The sequence below is a fragment of the Melioribacteraceae bacterium genome (assembly GCA_030584085.1).
GTDB lineage: Bacteria > Bacteroidota > Ignavibacteria > Ignavibacteriales > Melioribacteraceae > SURF-28.
Genome location: CP129490.1, coordinates 227,618 through 246,784 on the forward strand (window position 1 = coordinate 227,618; position 19,167 = coordinate 246,784).

The following is a 19,167-nucleotide window of genomic DNA, read 5'->3' on the forward strand; positions in this document are numbered from 1 at the left end:
TGACGATTAAATCAAATATAATAAAATTGTTAAATAATACTCCTAATTTCGAGCGCGGAAATAAAGTCATCATGTCCTTTGAACTGAACGGCATCCCAACCAACTAATTTCGCAGCTTCTACATATTCTAAAATATCATCGGTGTAAAAATGCGCATCGGATTTTTCGTTTGTAAATTTTTCAACTGCTCTAAAAATTTCACTTTCGGGTTTAGAAAATCCTACTTCGTAGGAAAGTATTTGTTTATCAAAATACTTTAGAAAATCGTATTCGCCCCAGCCATACTGCTTATGAATGATATTCGTGTTCGATAATAAAACTAATTTATAGTTTTCTTTTAACTTCGGTAGAAGATCAATCATTTGTTGATTAACAGTGAACATCTTCGAATAAATATTACAAAATTCTTCTGCAGAAACTTTATGTTCCAGCCAATCAAGCATCGTGTTTATGAATTGGTCGATTTCTACTTTACCATTATCAAAAAGTTGATGGACATGATAATTCTCATTATACAATTTATCAAATCGATCTCCTAAACCTGATTCAATTTTATTAAAATTATCTATTACTATTTGTGAATCGAATGGAAGAAGGACTTTCCCTAAATCAAAAACAATAACACGGTAATCTGAATTTTTCATAGAAAGGATTTGCGGTCGATCTCTAGGATCGACCGCATTAATTAGTTAAACATTGTGTCCGGTAAATTTTGATTGACTTTTATTTCCGTTACTTCTAAATCTATTGATTGTGGACCAATCTGCTGAGTTAACTTGTGTGGATAAAGTAAACCATTGACTTCTCTGTAATCACTCATATCTACAGTTTGATTAAAACTTCCTTGAGGTGTGTCAACGGTCGCGATTTCTCTAACCTTTAATCCGCTTTCAACATCAAAATAATGATACCATTTTTTCCCCGAAGGTAAGGTTAACTCAATTTCGTAAGCATCCTTCCCATTGACATCTTTAATACCTTTTATTGCAGATGAAATACCGTGTTTATCATAATCAAAATAGAGATTAAATGTTGATTGGTACTTCAATCCTTCAAGTTGATTTCCCTCAATAGGTTGTTCTTGTCCGTTTGCTATTTGCTTGCCTGACTCACCATTAAAAATTGTTGTTTGCTTAAATACACCGGCATCAAGTTCTTGGAAGAGTTTATTCGGAGATTTTCTTGCAATAGTTAGCGTAATATCGAAACCTTGAACTTTTCCTTTTAACGACGTTGTAACATCATTCACGGACTCTAACTTTTCTTTCCCGCCTTGAGCTTTAATATAATTCTCGATTATTGATTCAACAGTCACGCTTTCATCAACTTTTTTTGCATCCGGATCGTATTCAACGGTATGAATATCATAATAATTTAATTTTCCGCTTAAAGAAAATTTTTCTAAATCCTCTGCTACTTCTTCAGCCTTCCCGACAACCAAAATATAAGCTTCATCAGGATTTATATATTTTTTAGAAACCGCAATAACATCTTCTTTTGTAATAGCCGCTAAATTTTTAAGATAGTTTTGATAATAATCCGCAGACAAATTATATCGTTCAATGTTTAGTGCAAATCGAGCTATAGTTTGTGGATCTTCAAGTGATCGTGCAAATATACCTGTCAAATAATTTTTTGCTGTTTCAAATTCTTCATCCGTAAATTCACCTGTTCGCATTTTTTTCATTTCGGAAAGTATTTCTGTAATTGTACTATCTGTAACATCATTTCTAACCTGAGTTGAAGCATCAAATCGACCAATAAGTTCATCGGAATCTATGCTTGATCTTGCTCCGTAAGTGTAACCTTTAGCCTCACGTAAATTAGAATTAAGCTTTGAAGAAAAGTATCCACCGAGTATCATATTCGCAACTGATACTTTTATTGCGTCGGCAGACCCAACTTTAAAATTAACCGGATATGAAACATGTAAAACTGATTGAACAGATTGAGGTCTATCAACAATAGCCACTTTATTTACCAATGGTGCTGCGGGAGTTTTATATTTCAGCTCAGCAACTTCTTTCGATTTCCAATTCCCGAAATATTTATCAACCAATTCTTCCGCTTCATCGGTATCGATGTCTCCGACTATTGCCAAGTAGGAAATCGATGGACTAAAGTAATTATCATAATATTGCTGGCAGACTTCCAGTGAAATATTTTCAACAGTTTGTTCGGTTACTTGTTCACCGTATGGATGTTCTAAACCGTAAACAAGTGCATTTCTTACATTATTAGCAATAGTATTTGGATCATCTTTCTGAGCTTTCAATCCTGAAATCGTCTGCTTTTTTAATTTATCCAATTCATCTTGTTGGAAGCTCGCATTTAAGACTATATCCGACATTAATTCAAGAAGTCTATCGGTATGCTTAGTTAGCGAACTTGCATATACTCCCGTGGATGATGTTGATAGTGTCGCGCCAATAAAATCAACAGCTTCGTCAATTTCCGATTTTGATTTGGTTGTCGTCCCTGTTCTCAGTAAAGGACCCACAATAGAAGTAAAACCGGCATATTCATTTTCTAAAATAGGATCGCGGTCAATTACTAGAGAAAAAGCAACTCTAGGCAGTTTATCATTCTTAACAACAAATACTTTTAAACCGTTTTCTAAAGTGAAAGAATGCGGATTGCTTAATTGAATTTCCGGTGCTGGGCCTGCTTCCGGCATAACTGATCTATCAACTTGTGCAAAAAGCGACATTGATAATAGAACAGTAAAAATCATTAAAAATTTATTATTCATTTCATTCTCCAATTTTCTCACAAACTTTTAGTTCTGTTGCGATTTAGGTAAATAGTATAGCACAACTCGATTATCATTATTCAAGTATTCTCTTGCAACTCGTTGAATATCTTCTTTTGTTACTTTCATGTATCTATCTAACTCAGTGTTAATCAAATCGGCATCACCGAAATAGACATGATAATTAGCAAGACTTTCCGCGATTCCCGCAACAGTTGAATTACTTTGTACAAAACCACTTTCAACTTGATTACGAAGTTTTTCAAATTCGGTATCGGAAATAAGTTCATTTTTCACCCGTTCAATTTCTACGTCCATCGCATCTTCAACTTCTTTAGCATCATTTCCAACTGTCGGAAGACCAAAAGTTATAAATTGTCCTTCTCCTTCCAATGCTAGCGGGATAGATGCAGCTTGAAGTGCAATTTGTTTTTCGTCAACTAGTGCTTTATACATTCTTGAACTTTGTCCGCCTGAAAGTAAAGTTGTTAACATATTAATTGCGTAATAATCATCTGTTCCTTGTGCAGGTATTCTGTAAGATTGAATTACAGCCGGAAGTTGTATGTTATCGTAAACAGTATCTCTAACTTCTTCAGTCATTTCAGGTTCAACAACGTTTGGTCGAACAATTTCACGAGTACCCTTAGGTATTTCAGAAAAGTAGTCTTCAATCCACTCTTTAGCTTGATCAATATCGATATCCCCGGCGATCGATAAAGTTGCGTTTTGCGGAACATAATATGTCTCATAGAATTCAATAAATTCATCAATAGTAGCCAAGTCGATATATTGAGTTGAACCGATTGGTGTCCAGCTATAAGGATAAACTTTATAAGCTCGTTTAAACAACTCTTCCAAAAGTGAACCATAAGGCTGGTTATCATATCTTTGACTTCTTTCTTCTTTAACTACTTTGCGTTGTGTTTCTACACCTATTGAATCAATTTTCGAATGAAGAAGTCTTTCAGATTCCAACCAAAGACCAAGCTTTAATTGATTTGATGGAAGTATTTGGTAGTAAAAAGTTCGATCGAATGAAGTGTTTGCGTTAAGTGTCCCGCCGTTTCCTTGAACAATCTTAAAATACTCACCGCGTGGAATATTTTCGGAACCTTCAAACATTAGATGTTCGAAAAAATGAGCAAATCCTGTTCGTTCCGGATGTTCATTTTTTGAACCAACGTGATACATAACAGAGACAGCAACAATCGGGGTTGAGTTATCTTGATGAAGAATCACATGCAACCCGTTATTAAGTGTGTATTCTACAAATTCAATTTCTTTTGAATCCGCTAATACAAAAAGAGAGAGTATCATCATTAAAATGATGATCAATTTCCTGTTCATAAAACACCTTTAAAGTTAATGACTGATTGATCAAATATTATTTTCAAAAATAAACTTCTTTTTCTTTAATAGATAGATTGTTATTAGAATCACAGAATAATCCAAAGTATTCTTAAAGGAAAAGAATAAATTTTTATATTATTGTGGCTCCAAAAAATGAGAATTAGTCGAGAGGATATATATGTCAGTTAAAACGAAAATAACCGTCGCCAAGGGAGATGGAATTGGTCCGGAAATTATGGACGCAACTTTAAGAATTTTGGAAGCCGGGGAAGCCAATCTAGATATTGAAGAAATTAAAATTGGTGAAAAAGTATATTTGCGAGGAATTGAAAGTGGTTTAGGTGAAGGTTCATGGGATTCTTTACGAAAAACAAAAATTTTTCTGAAAGCTCCGATCACCACACCTCAAGGAGGCGGATATAAAAGTTTGAACGTAACTACACGTAAAGCCTTTGGTCTATATGCTAATGTAAGACCATGTATTTCTTATAGACCATTTGTGAGAACAAAGCATCCCGATATGGACGTAGTAATAATAAGAGAAAATGAAGAGGATTTATATTCGGGAATTGAGCACCGTCAAACAGATCAAGTTGTTCAATGTCTTAAACTATATAGCAGACCGGGAATCGAAAAAATTATTCGTTACGCTTTTGAATATGCAATTGAATACGATCGAAAAAAAGTTTCTTGCTTTGTAAAAGATAACATTATGAAAATAACAGATGGATTATTTCATCAAATCTTTGATGAGATATCAAAAGAATATCCAAAAATTGAGACAGATACTTGGATTGTTGATATCGGTGCTGCAAGATTGGCAGACACGCCGCAAAATTTTGATGTGATTGTAATGCCAAATCTATACGGTGATATTCTATCCGATGTCGCTGCTCAAATTGCCGGATCAATTGGCTTAGCCGGTTCATCCAACATCGGTGAACATCTTGCAATGTTTGAAGCAATTCATGGTTCGGCACCCGATATTGCCGGACAAAATAAAGCTAATCCATCGGGCTTACTGTTAGCCGCAGTTATGATGCTCGTTCATATTCATCAAATTGAAGCAGCTGAAAGAGTTCATAATGCGTGGCTTAGAACTATCGAAGATGGTATTCATACCGGGGATATTTTTGCGGAAGGTACAAGCAAAGAATTAGTCGGCACAAAAGAATTTGCAAACGCAGTAATTGAAAGAATAGGTGAAAAGCCGCACATATTAAAAGAAGCACACTATTATCTTCCAAAGAAAATTGAAGGAACTCACAAAGCTATTATTAAGGATGATAAAAAACTTGTTGGTGTTGATATATTTTTAGATTGGGATAAGGGATCACCTAATGAAATCGGAGATGCATTAAAGAAAATTTCTGTCGATAATCTTCGGCTGAAAGTGATAACAAATCGAGGAATAAAAGTTTATCCCGAAGGTTTACCCGAAACATTTTGTACAGATCACTGGCGGTGCAGATTTTGGCAAGGTGAGTGGAAAGAACTGGATAAAGAGAAAGTAATCGAACTAATTAAACGAGTTCATGAAGCCGGGTTTGATTATATAAAAACCGAGAATCTTTATACGTTTAATGGAAAACTAGGATTTTCGGAAGTTCACGGATGATGATTATAAATAAGCCGTTTCTATTTTTGTTGAGGAAGCGGCTTGTTCTTCCGTTTTAATTTTAGTTGAACAAATAATGCACCCAATGCTGCTATCAACATTCCCACTGCTTCTTTTGTTGTGATTTCTTCCCCTAAAAAAATCCATGCTAAAATTGCGATCTGAATCAGCATTGTTCCATTAATAATACTTGATTCCATTGCAGTCAAAGTTCTGAGAGAAAGATTCCAAAGTGTAAATGCAAAAGCGGTATTTATAATTGCAAGCCAAAGTAAATAAAGAAAATTTTCTGTGCTGATTGCCGGTAAACCTTGATATGTTATTCCACCGATTAACAAAACAATCCCACCAATTCCCATGCTGATAATAGTTATTGTAATTGGACTTAATGATGAAGAACGATTTACATCTCTTCCAATAATTGCAGAACCCGCATTTGCCAAAATTCCAAATCCCATCACTATCAGACCAAGAGTTAAACTTTCATTCAATAAAACAGGATAAAAGTAAACAAGTACTCCGGCAAGAAATAAAAGTGCACCTAACCATTGTAATAAACTTGGTTTTTCCGAAAGAATAAAAATTCCCATTACAGCAACAACTATAGGGGTAAAGTTAAGAAGAAGACTAACAGTAACTGCCGGAAGTAAAGACAAACCGAGGAATTGCGCTCCTTGCGTGAATGTATAAAATGTGAATCCAAGCAAAGTTAGCTTTATCCAATTTTTTTTATTTAACCGAGAGACTTCCTCTCGAATATTTTTTCTGAATGCTAATGGCAGTAAAGCGAAAAAAGCGATTGTATATCTCAATCCGGCAAAAGTTAATGGCGGAATTTCCGCTAAACCAATTTTTATTATTACGAAAGATGTTGACCAAAGAAATGTTACGAGAAGTGCTATCGCAATTGCAGAGAGTTGTGAAAGGTTTTTGTTACTCATTTATTAGCAGTCTTCTCCGTTTTGGAACTCAAAGATATAAAAATTTCGTGGAACGAAGATATTTATGATTTTATAAGATCAATAGTCAATTGGAAATAATCAATCATTTCATCCATGTATTCTCTTTCGTTTATTTTCGGAAGCGCGACATTCATCCGAGCAGCAGTACTCATTTTCTTCTTTGCACTCCGGACAAGTTACAAGCAACTTATCACAATTTTGATTATGACAATTGATATACCATGAAGCAGGTTCACCGCAATAATAACATTTACCGGTATGTTTCAATTCCGGATTTGTATTTGGTTCAACTATTCTTCTTTCATCAAAGACAAATACGCTGCCTTCCCAAAATTTATTTGGATTGTCTTTAGTGTAAGTTACAATTCCGCCATTCATTTGATACACATCTTTAAAACCCTGTTCTACCAAATAAGCAGAAGCTTTTTCGCATCTAATTCCACCGGTGCAATAAGTAACAACAGTTTTATCTTTATATTCTTTTAATTCTTCAACAACTTTAGGCCAATCGCGAAATGTAGTCATATGGGGTGTGATTGCATTTTTGAATCTGCCGATTTCACTTTCATAAGTATTACGAGTATCTATAATCACAAAGTCTTTATTTTCTTCATAAAATTTGTTTAATTCTTCCGGTTTAAGTCTTTTGCCGGTTTTGCTTAAATCAACTTTTCCAAAATCTGCATGCACGATTTCTTTTTTCACTCTTACATGAGATTTGTAGAAAGCATGTTGGTCGGCTGGATCTTCCTTAAACCAGATATCGGAAAACTCCGGATATGAAGTTATATGCAATTTATATTTTTCAATGTTTTCAACAAGACCCGAGACAGTTCCGTTAATTCCTTCATAAGCGATAAAAACTCTTCCTTTTATATCATTATCAAGACAAAATTGTAAATGGTCTTCTTTAAATTTTTCAGGCTCGGCAAAATTTACGTATTTGTAAAAAAGTAAAACTTTATATTTATTTTCTTGTTGATTCATCAATTTTGGTATTCCTATTTATTTGAGGAAACAAAGATAACAAATCCGATTTTTTAATTAAATTAGAAAATGAAGAATTGCTGAGGAGATTTTATGCATCATTTTGTAGTTGAAATAAGATATAACGCACATATTGATGAAATTGCGAAACTTCGTCCCGCTCACAGAGAGTTTTTAGATACATTATACACAAAAGGAATTGTATTAATGTCAGGTCCGCAAACTCCGCAAATCGGGGGAATAATTATAGCACGTGCCGAATCGATGGAAGAACTTTCTGAAGTTTTGAAAAATGATCCATACCAATTAAATAATGCGGCTGAATATATATACATCCAATTTGATCCGCGTAATTATCAGAAAATTTTAGAGGATTGGATTGGCGTATAATCTGATCTGTTTTGTTAATCTTCGTATTAATATATTTACAATTCAATTATGATATCAATGAGAGAACCTACATTAAGCGTTGGGCTGATCAAGAGTCCGAGCGTCAATCTTGAACTATACGGAGATTTCCGGATTAGAAGTGTAACTCATAACTTCAGCGGAAAATATTCTGCCTATTGGGAATCGGGAAAAATTACTTTAACCGGCGCGGATTATTCTCAATCGTTCGATGGATTAATTTTAGAGCCACGCGATCCTTCTTCAGAAACATTTTTATTAAAAGATGTAACAATTGGTATAAATTTTCATTGGCAGCGACAGAAGAATTTTCGATTTCACGGAGCGCTTAAACTAATTGTCCAAGAAAGAGATATTCTTGGAATTAATTTAGTTCCGCTTGAACAATATTTAACAAGTGTTATTAGTTCGGAAATGTCTGCCTCAAGTCCGATCGAATTGTTAAAAGCACATGCAATTATTTCACGGAGCTGGGTTATTGCACAATTGAAAGCAAGAAAACAAAAGAAAGAAAAATCTTCTACCGAAATTATTACCGACGATGAAATTATAAGATGGTATGACAGAAATGATCACGAACTTTATGAGTTTTGTTCGGATGATCACTGTCAGCGTTATCAAGGTATAACAAAAAAATATAATGATAGAGCTTTTTCTGCTGTTGAAGATACACGCGGTGTTGCAATTGTTTATAATAATGATATCTGTGATACTCGATATTCAAAATGTTGCGGTGGTATTTCAGAATCTTTTGAAAATGTTTGGGAAGATCAACCAAAAAAATATCTTTCATCTATAATTGACTACAAGTTCGAACCGGAAAATCTTGATACAGATTTAACCCAAGAACATGCTGCGGTAAAATGGATCAAAGGAAATCCTTCTGCTTTCTGTAATACAAAAGATGAAAAAATACTCTCACAGATTTTAGTCGATTACGATAGAGAAACTCAAAATTTTTTCAGATGGAAAGTTCAATATTCACAAGAGGAATTGGCGAAGTTAATTCATAAAAAATCGGGAATTGATTTTGGTAAAATCATCGAATTAATTCCAATTCAGCGAGGTTATTCGGGAAGAATTATAAAACTAAAAATTGTTGGTTCAAATAAAGAATTAGTCATCGGAAAAGAACTAGAAATTAGAAGAACATTATCGGAAACACATTTGTATAGTTCCGCATTTTTTGTTGAAGCAAAAGATTTGCACGAAGGTATCCCCGGTACATTTATTTTGCACGGTGCCGGATGGGGACATGGTGTCGGGCTTTGCCAAATTGGTGCTGCTGTTATGGGTGAGAAAGGTTACATGTTTGATGAAATTCTTCTTCATTATTTTAAAGGTGCCCGCATTGAGAGGATTTACAAATGAAAATACTGATGTCCTGCCTCTCACAGAGTTGGGGCGGAATGGAAATGTTTGTCCTCACTTTAACGGATCAGCTTATCAAAAGAGATTATGAATGCTCGTTGGTCTGTTATCCAAATTCTAAAATTCATACGGAAGCGAAAAAACTAAAAATAAAAATCGAAAAAATAAGTGCTAAGAGTTATTTTCATCCTTTGGAGACTTACAAACTTTCATCATTTCTAAAATCTACTAAATTTGATGTAATTCACACACATTACTCAAAGGATTTATGGACGCTTGTTCCCGCGCTGAACTTATCAAATAATAAGACACCTTTAATCTTAACAAAGCAAATGGGATCGTATATTGTAAAGAAAGATTTTCTACACAAGAAACTTTATGATAGAGTTAGTAAGGTAACCGCAATTTCTACAATCATTAAAAATAATCTTATAGAAACATGTCCAATTGATGAAAGTAGAGTAAAAATAATTTTTAATGCCGTTGATACAACAAAATTTGATCCCACGAAAATTGATCGGGAAAAAGTTAGAAAAGAATTTAACTTATCTGAAAAGGAAATTGTTATCGGAATGAGTGCTAGATTTACTGAAGGCAAAGGTCATGAAGAGTTTTTAAATGCTGCCAAAATCCTTGTTGAAAAATACGATAACCTTAAGTTTCTGATAGTCGGCGAACCAAGTAGAGGTGAAAATACTTACGGTAAAAAAATATATGATTTGGTAGAAAAACTGGGTTTAAAGAAAAAAGTAATTTTCACCGGATTTAGAACCGATATGCCTGAAATGTATTCAGCTATGGATATATTTGCTTTCCCATCACATGCCGAAGCATTTGGAATTGCTTTAACCGAAGCAATGTCAATGGAAAAACCTTGTGTCGCTTCAAATGCAGACGGAATACTTGATATTATTGAGGATGGTAAAAACGGTTTGTTTTTTGAAAACAAAAATCATTTTTCACTGAAAGAAAAATTGGAACAACTTATCAACTTAACTAGTGAAAGAGAACAGCTTGGTAAAGAAGCAAGAAAGACAGTTATACAAAAATTTGAATTACAAAAAATAACAGATGATTTTACACAACTTTACAACACACTGTAAATAAATAGTAAATAATCAATCGTAAATAGAAAATAGTAAATGGTATTTCTTAATCCCGCTTTCTTAATAGGACTTCTCGCGGCAGCAATTCCGGTACTGCTTCATTTTCTCAACTTGCAAAAATTGAAGAAAATTGAATTTAGTACGCTCGCATTTTTGAAGGAATTACAGAAAACAAAAATTCGTAAACTTAGATTTAAACAGTGGCTGCTTCTTGCATTAAGAATACTTTTAATTCTATTGTTGGTATCAGCTTTTGCTAGACCAACTTTCGAGACGTTTACGATTGCTGGTACTTCTGCAGCAAAAACTTCAACCGTTTTTATAATCGATAATTCATTCAGCATGTCAGTAGTTAAAGGAAATGGTTCTCATTTTAATAAAGCGAAAGAAATAGTAAAAACTATTATGCAAGATTTTCAACAAGGTGATGAAGCCGCGATTATTTTTTCATCATCATTAAATGAAGGTAAGTTTACAACCAGTATAACGGATTTAGAAAAAAATATTAACACTGCTGATATTTCTGTTCAAAAGTACGAAATGCATGATGCAATATTACTTGCAAATGATTTACTAAAATCATCAAACAACTTCAATAAAGAGTTGTTCATACTATCGGATTTTAGTCAAAAGGACTTTGTCGATAATATCTCAAGTTATGATTTTAAACTTGATGCCAATTTGAAAATCTATCTAATGAATTTTGCGAATGAAGAAATTTATAATAGTGGAATTACAGAGTTCGACTTGGAGAATCAACTGCTGGAACCGGGGAAAGAAATTTCTTTTTCGGCACAGATACAAAAGTTTAATTCGAATGGTAATTCAGGTAGTGTAGCATCTTTATTTATGAATAATACTCGTTCGGCTCAGCAGAGTTTTTCTTTTGAAAATGAAAGTACTAAGTCGATTTACCTTCAAACAGTATTAGATAAAAGCGGTTTGATAGAATCATTTTTAGAGATTGAACAAGATGATATTACTCATGATAATGTTCGATATACTGCATTTTTAGTCCCTGAGGAAATAAGTGTTTTGTTAGCCGCTGATGGCCTAACTGACGCAAGATTTGTAAAACTAGCTTTAGAAACTTCATCCGATAAACGAACAACGATTATAAAAGAAATCAGCAATTCAGAATTAACTTTTAACTTGAACTCAACTTACGATGTTGTAGTAATTATCGGTTCAAATAATATCAGTAATGCTGAAGCAATTCAAAAATATATTGAAGATGGAGGAAGAGTTATTCTCTTCCCGGGCTCGTTAAGTGATTCGAATAATATCCGGAAGTTATTATCCGAACTTGGAATTCGCCAAAACATAACTCAAGTTGGGTCAGCAAATTCAACTGAATCAATTGCATATTTCAACAAAGTTGAATATGAACATCCCATCTTCAGTGATTTATTTGAAAATGAAAAAGATACAAAAGTTGAGTCTCCTGAAGTTTATACATACTTCAAAATTCTTCCAAGCGAGCAATTGTTCCCCATAATAAGTCTAAACGATAATTCATTATTCCTAAGTGAAATTAAACAAGGTAAAGGTCGCCTATTATTATTTAATAGTTCGCCGTTACTCAGTTGGAATAATTTTCCGGTTAAATCTCTGTTTGCTCCTTTAATAAATAAGTCTATGCTGTATCAAACATCAAAATCCGATGCGGGTAAACATATTATCGCCGGAGAGAGTTTTGAAATCAGAATTAGTAAATTAAACCTTCCGCAGTTAAAAATTGTAAAGCCGGATAAAACCGAGGAGTTTATTAATCTAGATGAATTTAGTGATCAAAATTTTATCTCGTATGACAAAACCGATCAGCTCGGAGTCTATAAAATTTATTCTGGTGAAGAACTTATAGATTTTGTTGTGGTAAATTTTGATCCGGCGGAATCTGTTACAAGTTACGCTAGTAATGAAGAAATCGAAAAAGTTTTAAATCAATTATCGGTTGAAGATAATTATACGTTTATTGAACCATCAACGAATTATAAAGAATCAATTAAGCAAGCTAGGTTTGGAACCGAACTCTGGAAATATTTTCTAATTGCCGCTTTATTTATTGCATTGATTGAAATGTTTGTCTCTAAAAATTCCAGAAAAGATTTTGCCGAGTTAAAGACGTAATGTATTAAGTTATGGTAAGTTGCAAACCATGAAAACGTTAATCCGAAAATTAGCTTAACATCCTGTAATTCCGGTATGCTTTTAGCGGGAATCTAAAGTAAATATTGGATAAAAAAAATATGATAGAACTACCAAAAATTGAAAGAGAAGATGCGATACTGGTTGGATTAGCAACTCGTGAAGTATCAAAAGAAAAAGTACAAGAACATCTTGATGAACTTGAAATGCTTGCCGATACTGCGGGAGCCAATACAATATTTAAAATTATGCAGGATAAAAGCAAACCTGATTCGGCATTTTACATAGGCAAAGGTAAAGCCGAAGAAATTGCCGAACTTGCAGAGTTGAATAAAATCAATCTTATAATTTTTGATGACGACTTAACCGCAACACAGGTTAGAAATCTTGAAAAGATGTTTGAAAAAAAGATTATTGATAGAAGCGGATTGATACTTGATATTTTTGCCTCTCACGCAAGAACCAGAGAAGCAAAGGTTCAAGTTGAACTTGCACAATTACAGTATACTTTACCTCGCTTAACACGAGCATGGACTCACCTTTCCAAGCAATACGGTGGTATCGGAACGAAAGGTCCCGGTGAAACTCAGATTGAAACAGATAGAAGAATTATACGCGATAGAATTGCAAAGCTTAAAGACAAACTCGATAAAATTGAATCGCAGCAAAGAACAAAAAGCAGCGGGCGTGAAGATTTTATAAAAGCATCGATGGTAGGTTATACTAATGCCGGTAAATCTACATTGATAAATTTGTTAACCGGTGCTGGAGTTTTAGCGGAGAATAAACTTTTTGCTACACTTGATTCAACTACACGTTCGTTTGAAATTGAGCAGGATAAAAAAATACTAATAAGTGATACGGTCGGGTTTATTCGCAAACTTCCTCATCATCTTGTGGCTTCATTTAAATCAACATTAAATGTTGTTCGCGATGCAGATTTAATTCTACATGTAATTGATGTGTCGCATCCCTCATTCGAAGATCATATTGATGTGGTTGATGATACAATGAAAGAGCTTGGTACGGATAAGAAAACTCAAATCAGAATATTCAATAAAGTTGATTTGATCACTGATAAAACAAAAATGGATTATGTGCTTAATAAGTTTGACAATGCAATTTTAATTTCAGCACAAAAGGGAATCAATATCACAAAGCTTAGAGACAAACTACTGAAAATTTATGAGGAAAATTTTATTGAACATGTTGTCGAGCTTAAGAATCATCATTCAAAATTAGTGTCGCAAATCCATTCGCTTGCAGAAGTTGTTGATGTAAAGTATGAAGATGACGTTATAATAATGAAATTCCGTGCTAACAAACCGACAGTTAATAAAATTAGTAACCTTATTAATGAGGTTAAGTAAATTGAGCAATTATCATGTAAGTGAAATATATATCTATCCCATTAAATCATTGGGTGGATTTTCAGTTGAATCGACCGAAGTGACCGATCGCGGATTTAAGCACGATAGAAGGTGGATGCTTGTTGATAATAACAATTCGTTTTTATCTCAACGCAAACATAAACAGATGTCATTGCTTCAGACAGAACTAAGTGGTAGTAAGCTGAAAGTATTCGCAAAAAATTATCCAAACGATAAAGTAGAAATCCCGATTGAACAAGAGATAAAGAAAACCAGTAAAGCAATAGTATGGGATGATGAAGTTAACGTCATCGAATCAAATGAAGAAATAAATGAGTGGTTCTCTAATTACTTAAACATAGAGTGTAAACTTGTACACATGCCGGATGACTCGCTAAGAAAAGTGGATCAAAGATTTGCAAATAATAATGAGATTACAAACTTATCCGACGGATATCCGTTTTTAATAATTGGACAAGAATCACTTAACTTGCTTAATTCAAAATTAGATGAACCTCTGCCGATAAATAGATTTAGACCCAATTTAGTTTTTGCCGGTGGTTTACCTCACGACGAAGACACTTGGAAAAAATTTCTAATAAACGAAATAGTATTTAAACCGGTTAAACCTTGTGCCCGTTGTGTAATCACAACAATTGATCAGAGCAATGCTAATCAAGGAATTGAACCCCTTAAAACTCTGGCAACTTATAGATCCGTTGAAAATAAAGTAATGTTCGGAATGAATTTACTGCATGAAGGAAACGGCATTATTAAAATTGGTGATGTATTAAAAATATCCAATAACTAGAATCCCAACCCCGATAAATCGGGGTTGGGCTTCTGGAGGATAGTTTGACAATTTTGTTGCGCGAGATGTTCTTCTCAATTATCATTAAATTGCATACCTTAAATAACTCCACTGTTTTATAAGGATTTATATATGAAACTCAAAATCGACGGCAAATCACTTACACTTGAAAAAATTGATTTCTTCTTAAAAGAAAATCCAACCGTAGAATTAACAAACGATGCGAAGAAAAAAGTAAATAAAGCTCGCGCCCTAGTTGAAAATTGGGTTGCCGAGGATAAAGTTGTTTACGGCGTTACTACCGGATTCGGTGAATTCGCCAATGTAAAAATTTCAAAAGATGAGAATGATCAGCTTCAAGAAAATTTAATAGTTAGTCATGCAACCGGAGTTGGTGAAAACCTTCCTCCGTTCATCGTGAAAATAATGATGCTGCTTAGAGCAAACGCGCTTGCTTCCGGACATTCGGGCATTCGTCTGGAAACTTTACAGCTTTTGATTGATATGATGAATAAGAATATAATTCCTGTAATTCCATCTCAAGGTTCGGTCGGTTCAAGCGGTGATTTAGCTCCTCTTGCTCATCTTGTCTTAGGCATGATTGGAAAAGGTAAAGTTCAAGTCTTCAAAAACGTTGATGAAGAAACAGATAAATTTACAAACACAATATCATCAAAATCGGCTCTGAAAAAACATGGATTAATGCCGGTTAAACTAAAGGCAAAAGAAGGTCTAGCGCTAATCAACGGGACACAAATGATGACTGCATTTGCTTCGGTGATTTGTAATCGTGCAAGAAAACTTAACAAGCTTACCGACGGAAGCGCTGCATTAAGTCATGAAGCATTAAGAGCAACGGACAAAGCATACGATCCACGACTACATAAACTTCGCCCTTTCCCCGGACAAATTACCACTGCAAAAAATATGCTGGAATTAATTAAAGGAAGCGAGATAAGAAAATCACATTTAAAAAATGATCCACGCGTGCAGGATTCATATTCGATAAGATGCATTCCACAAATTCATGGTGCATCACGTGATGCAATTGATTACGTCTGTTCAAAAGTTGAGATTGAATTAAACTCGGTTAACGATAATCCGTTAATTTTCCCTGAACAAGGAGATCATCGTGAAGGAGGAAATTTTCATGGACAACCGATGGCGCTTGCAATGGATTTCATGTCAATTGCTTTAGCTGAATTAGCAAGTGTTTCCGAAAGAAGAATTGAAAGATTAGTAAACGGTTCACTCAGTCAATTACCGAGATTCTTAACCGAACATGGCGGATTAAATTCCGGGTTAATGATTGCACAATATACTGCAGCCGCACTCGTTTCGGAAAATAAAACATTAGCACATCCCGCAAGTGTTGATTCTATTCCAACCTCGGCAAATCAAGAAGATCATAACTCGATGGGATCAATTGCCGCAAGAAAGTGTTACGAAATATTAAAAAATGTTGAAACCGTTATTGCAATTGAGTATCTAACTGCTGCACAGGGGATTGAATTTTTGAAACCGTTAAAACCCGGTAAAGGTACACAAGTGCTTTATAAAAAAATCAGAACACAGGTTAAACCGTTGAAAAAAGATAGAATACTCTATGACGATATTCAAAAAGTTATTCAACTTGTTAGGGGCGGTGAACTATTGAAATCGGTTGAAAAAGTTGTTACACTAAAGTAATGTTGAACTAATACGGAGATAAAATGGAAAAAAGAAAATTAGGCAATTCCAATTTAGAAATTACTCTAATAGGGTTCGGTGCATGGGCAATCGGCGGTGCAGGTTGGGATTTTGGTTGGGGAGGTCAAGATGATAAAGAATCCATTGAAGCAATTCATAAAGCATTAGATATGGGAATTAATTGGATTGATACAGCCGCTGTTTATGGAGTCGGACATTCTGAAGAAATTGTAACCAAGGCACTTAAAGAATATGATGGCAATAGACCGTATGTATTTACAAAATGTTCTTTAATCTGGGATAATAATGGACATGTCAGAAAGAATCACGATCCGGATTCTATTAGAAAAGAATGCGAAGATAGTTTGAGAAGGTTACAAACCGATACAATTGATTTGTATCAAATTCATTGGCCGCCCGAAGACGATACTGAAAAAATTAAACCGGCTTGGGAAATGATGGCAAGATTAAAGGAAGAAGGGAAAGTAAAACACATTGGTGTTTCTAATTTTAATGTTGAGCAAATGAAAATTGCAGAATCTATTGCACCAATTACTTCACTTCAACCAAAGTATAGTTTAATAAGCCGAGATATTGAGGAAGAAATTCTTCCATATGTTAAAAAACAAAATATCGGAACCATTATTTATTCCCCGATGGGATCAGGGATTTTAACCGGAAAATATAATCGTGATAAAATCGAACAATTACCGGATGATGATTGGAGAAAAAATTCACGCGATTTTACAGAACCTAGTCTCAGCAAAAATTTGAAACTTGTTGAAGAAATGAAACAAATTGCGTCAGACCATAATCGTCATGTAGGAGAAGTTGCAATTGCATGGACGTTGAAGCATGAAGCAGTAACCGCGGCAATTGTCGGGGCAAGAAATGCAAGACAAGCAGAAGAAGTTATGTCCGCACATGATTTTGTTTTAAGTACAGAAGAAGTAAGAAGACTTGAATCAGTCTTGTAATTTTTTGTAGGGACAATTCATGAGTTGTCCCTACAGCAAATTGAAAATTTAGAAAAGATATATTATCCACATATCTAATTTGCTCTCTAATCAAAAGCAATTTAACGCATAGAAAATAAAAATTAATTTACTTATAATTCCTTAGGATTCTTTCCAAAATCTCAACGTTGAATTTATCACTCTTTGTATAAGAGTGTTTCTATATAAACTTTGCCTTAAAGGAATCACAACAAACTAACCTATTAACAATTAGTAAAATTCAATCTCCATACAGGAGGCATCAAATGAATATCCATCTCAACCTCAAACAATGTCTTTTTGTCATCCTTATCGTTTTATTCACAACCAATATTTTAGCACAAACAGATTTCTGGGTGCCTGTTAATAATGGGATGACAAGTTTTAATCCTAGCGATCTTGCAGTTAATTCTAATGATGTTCTTTGTCTCGCAACACGCGGTGACGGAATCTTTGTTTCTACAAACGCCGGTGGATTGTGGGTTCAAAAAAATAATGGTCTTACTAATTTGGAAGCTTGGACGGTTGCCATAAATTCAGCAGACGAAATATTCGTAGGTACTTGGGATGGAATATTTAAATCAACAGATAATGCGGAGAACTGGGTTAAACTTGAAACCGGTCTTACATTTAATCAAATTAGAGAAATTACAGTCGCGTCGAATGGATATATTTTTGCAGTCGCTCCAAATTACGGCGTCATAAGATCGGTTGATAATGGAGTAAATTGGGTTGGTGTAAATAATGGTCTATCAGGAATTCCAAATACTATAGCTGCTGATTTACACGGACAAATAATGCTAGGTAATAATCTTGGTGAAATATATTTCTCTAATAATTATGGTGATGGTTGGACGAAATCAAGTTTGGGACTTCCGCAAACAACTAGTGCTCCAATTCTTGCATTGTTAGAAACTTCTAATGAAAAATATTTTGCTGGAACCGGAGATGGACTTTATATGTCAACCGACTATGGATTAAATTGGAGCCAGGTTCATGATGGTGGTGGTAATGGCTGGGTTCATTCGATGACAACAGATTACCAGGACAATTTAATTATTGGGACAGGCCAAAGCGGTGTATTCGTATCCGGCTTCCCAAACGGAACTTGGTTTAAGGATATGAATGAAGGGTTGACTCACCTTGGAGTTTATTCTTTAGTCGCAAATTCATCTAACAATATTTTTGCAGTTACCGGTGAGGGAATTTTCAAAAGTGAACCTCTCACAAGTGTGGAAGATAACGATGAAATTCTCACTATAAATTTTCAATTGTATCAAAATTATCCTAATCCATTTAATCCAACGACAACAATAAAGTTCTCAATACCAATGGACATTAAAGGTGAAACGTTAAACACAAAACTTGTAGTTTATGATGTTCTCGGTAAAAAGGTGACAGTATTGGTAAACCAAAAGCTACAGTCAGGAACTCATGAAATTCAATTTGCTGCTGGAGATTTTTCGAGCGGAATTTACTTTTATAAATTAGAAATTGGTAACATTACCGACACAAAGAAAATGCTGTTAATAAGATAATCCGAAAAATTCTTCTAAGCCCTGTTAGCAAATTAAATGCTTGCGGGGTAATATCTATC

Annotated in this window: 15 protein-coding genes; 10 read left to right on the forward strand and 5 right to left on the reverse strand. The window is 34.3% G+C overall.

Features of this window, described 5'->3' with window-relative positions:
• Nucleotides 1-29 precede the first annotated feature (29 nt).
• The 3 genes from QY331_00960 to QY331_00970 are packed head-to-tail and all read right to left on the reverse strand — an operon-like array spanning nt 30 to nt 4,102.
• On the reverse strand, nt 30-644 hold the full coding sequence (locus QY331_00960) for an HAD family phosphatase (protein WKZ69819.1): 615 nt from the start codon (nt 642-644) through the stop codon (nt 30-32).
• Nucleotides 645-685: 41 nt separating this feature from the next.
• Nucleotides 686-2,752 carry an insulinase family protein gene (locus tag QY331_00965; GenBank protein WKZ69820.1) on the reverse strand — a complete coding sequence of 689 codons (2,067 nt, stop codon included), beginning with the start codon at nt 2,750-2,752 and terminating at the stop codon, nt 686-688.
• 27 nt (nt 2,753-2,779) lie between these two features.
• The gene (locus tag QY331_00970; protein ID WKZ69821.1) at nt 2,780-4,102 is read right to left on the reverse strand and encodes a pitrilysin family protein; all 1,323 of its coding nucleotides are present in this window, start codon (nt 4,100-4,102) and stop codon (nt 2,780-2,782) included.
• Nucleotides 4,103-4,283: 181 nt separating this feature from the next.
• Here QY331_00970 and QY331_00975 point away from each other — a divergent pair, with 181 nt between their 5' ends.
• Nucleotides 4,284-5,723 (forward strand): NADP-dependent isocitrate dehydrogenase, encoded by a 1,440-nt coding sequence (locus QY331_00975; GenBank protein WKZ69822.1) that lies wholly within the window; start codon nt 4,284-4,286, stop codon nt 5,721-5,723.
• Between the two features lie 20 nt (nt 5,724-5,743).
• Here the strand turns inward: QY331_00975 and QY331_00980 are convergent, their stop codons facing one another.
• Together QY331_00980 and QY331_00985 are read right to left on the reverse strand one after the other, a co-directional pair.
• Nucleotides 5,744-6,664 (reverse strand): DMT family transporter, encoded by a 921-nt coding sequence (locus QY331_00980; protein WKZ69823.1) that lies wholly within the window; start codon nt 6,662-6,664, stop codon nt 5,744-5,746.
• 108 nt (nt 6,665-6,772) lie between these two features.
• Entirely contained in the window at nt 6,773-7,672 is a 900-nt protein-coding gene (locus QY331_00985; protein ID WKZ69824.1) for a rhodanese-related sulfurtransferase, read from the reverse strand.
• Nucleotides 7,673-7,765: 93 nt separating this feature from the next.
• On the opposite strand from QY331_00985, the gene QY331_00990 reads away from it, so the two are divergent.
• The 9 genes from QY331_00990 to QY331_01030 all read left to right on the forward strand — a co-directional run bounded on the left by QY331_00990 (nt 7,766) and on the right by QY331_01030 (nt 19,108).
• On the forward strand, nt 7,766-8,062 hold the full coding sequence (locus QY331_00990; protein WKZ69825.1) for a YciI family protein: 297 nt from the start codon (nt 7,766-7,768) through the stop codon (nt 8,060-8,062).
• A gap of 48 nt (nt 8,063-8,110) precedes the next feature.
• Complete coding sequence (locus QY331_00995) at nt 8,111-9,451, forward strand: SpoIID/LytB domain-containing protein (GenBank protein WKZ69826.1); 1,341 nt, start codon at nt 8,111-8,113, stop codon at nt 9,449-9,451.
• A complete protein-coding gene (locus QY331_01000) occupies nt 9,448-10,554 on the forward strand; it encodes a glycosyltransferase family 4 protein (GenBank protein ID WKZ69827.1) in 1,107 nt (368 codons plus the stop codon). Before QY331_00995 ends, QY331_01000 begins: the two co-directional genes overlap by 4 nt.
• A 39-nt stretch (nt 10,555-10,593) precedes the next feature.
• Nucleotides 10,594-12,687: a BatA domain-containing protein gene (locus QY331_01005; GenBank protein WKZ69828.1), complete on the forward strand. Its 2,094-nt coding sequence runs from the start codon at nt 10,594-10,596 to the stop codon at nt 12,685-12,687.
• A 119-nt stretch (nt 12,688-12,806) separates the two neighbouring features.
• On the forward strand, nt 12,807-14,075 hold the full coding sequence (gene hflX / locus QY331_01010) for a GTPase HflX (GenBank protein ID WKZ69829.1): 1,269 nt from the start codon (nt 12,807-12,809) through the stop codon (nt 14,073-14,075).
• Between the two features lies 1 nt (nt 14,076).
• Nucleotides 14,077-14,886, forward strand: a complete 810-nt coding sequence (locus QY331_01015) for an MOSC domain-containing protein (protein ID WKZ69830.1) — start codon at nt 14,077-14,079, stop codon at nt 14,884-14,886.
• A 132-nt stretch (nt 14,887-15,018) separates the two neighbouring features.
• Entirely contained in the window at nt 15,019-16,575 is a 1,557-nt protein-coding gene (gene hutH, locus QY331_01020; protein ID WKZ69831.1) for a histidine ammonia-lyase, read from the forward strand.
• 23 nt (nt 16,576-16,598) lie between these two features.
• Entirely contained in the window at nt 16,599-17,552 is a 954-nt protein-coding gene (locus QY331_01025; GenBank protein WKZ69832.1) for an aldo/keto reductase, read from the forward strand.
• 284 nt (nt 17,553-17,836) lie between these two features.
• Nucleotides 17,837-19,108, forward strand: coding sequence for a T9SS type A sorting domain-containing protein (locus QY331_01030; GenBank protein WKZ69833.1), 1,272 nt, complete (start codon nt 17,837-17,839; stop codon nt 19,106-19,108).
• Nucleotides 19,109-19,167 lie beyond the last annotated feature (59 nt).

Coding starts and splice junctions, on each gene's coding strand:
- QY331_00995 (WKZ69826.1), top strand. CDS start 8,111: ATGATATCAATGAGAGAACCTACATTAAGCGTTGGGCTGATCAAGAGT.
- QY331_00985 (WKZ69824.1), bottom strand. CDS start 7,672: ATGAATCAACAAGAAAATAAATATAAAGTTTTACTTTTTTACAAATAC.
- QY331_01005 (WKZ69828.1), top strand. CDS start 10,594: ATGGTATTTCTTAATCCCGCTTTCTTAATAGGACTTCTCGCGGCAGCA.
- QY331_00970 (WKZ69821.1), bottom strand. CDS start 4,102: ATGAACAGGAAATTGATCATCATTTTAATGATGATACTCTCTCTTTTT.
- QY331_00990 (WKZ69825.1), top strand. CDS start 7,766: ATGCATCATTTTGTAGTTGAAATAAGATATAACGCACATATTGATGAA.
- hflX (WKZ69829.1), top strand. CDS start 12,807: ATGATAGAACTACCAAAAATTGAAAGAGAAGATGCGATACTGGTTGGA.
- hutH (WKZ69831.1), top strand. CDS start 15,019: ATGAAACTCAAAATCGACGGCAAATCACTTACACTTGAAAAAATTGAT.
- QY331_01025 (WKZ69832.1), top strand. CDS start 16,599: ATGGAAAAAAGAAAATTAGGCAATTCCAATTTAGAAATTACTCTAATA.
- QY331_00965 (WKZ69820.1), bottom strand. CDS start 2,752: ATGAATAATAAATTTTTAATGATTTTTACTGTTCTATTATCAATGTCG.
- QY331_00960 (WKZ69819.1), bottom strand. CDS start 644: ATGAAAAATTCAGATTACCGTGTTATTGTTTTTGATTTAGGGAAAGTC.
- QY331_01000 (WKZ69827.1), top strand. CDS start 9,448: ATGAAAATACTGATGTCCTGCCTCTCACAGAGTTGGGGCGGAATGGAA.
- QY331_00975 (WKZ69822.1), top strand. CDS start 4,284: ATGTCAGTTAAAACGAAAATAACCGTCGCCAAGGGAGATGGAATTGGT.
- QY331_00980 (WKZ69823.1), bottom strand. CDS start 6,664: ATGAGTAACAAAAACCTTTCACAACTCTCTGCAATTGCGATAGCACTT.
- QY331_01030 (WKZ69833.1), top strand. CDS start 17,837: ATGAATATCCATCTCAACCTCAAACAATGTCTTTTTGTCATCCTTATC.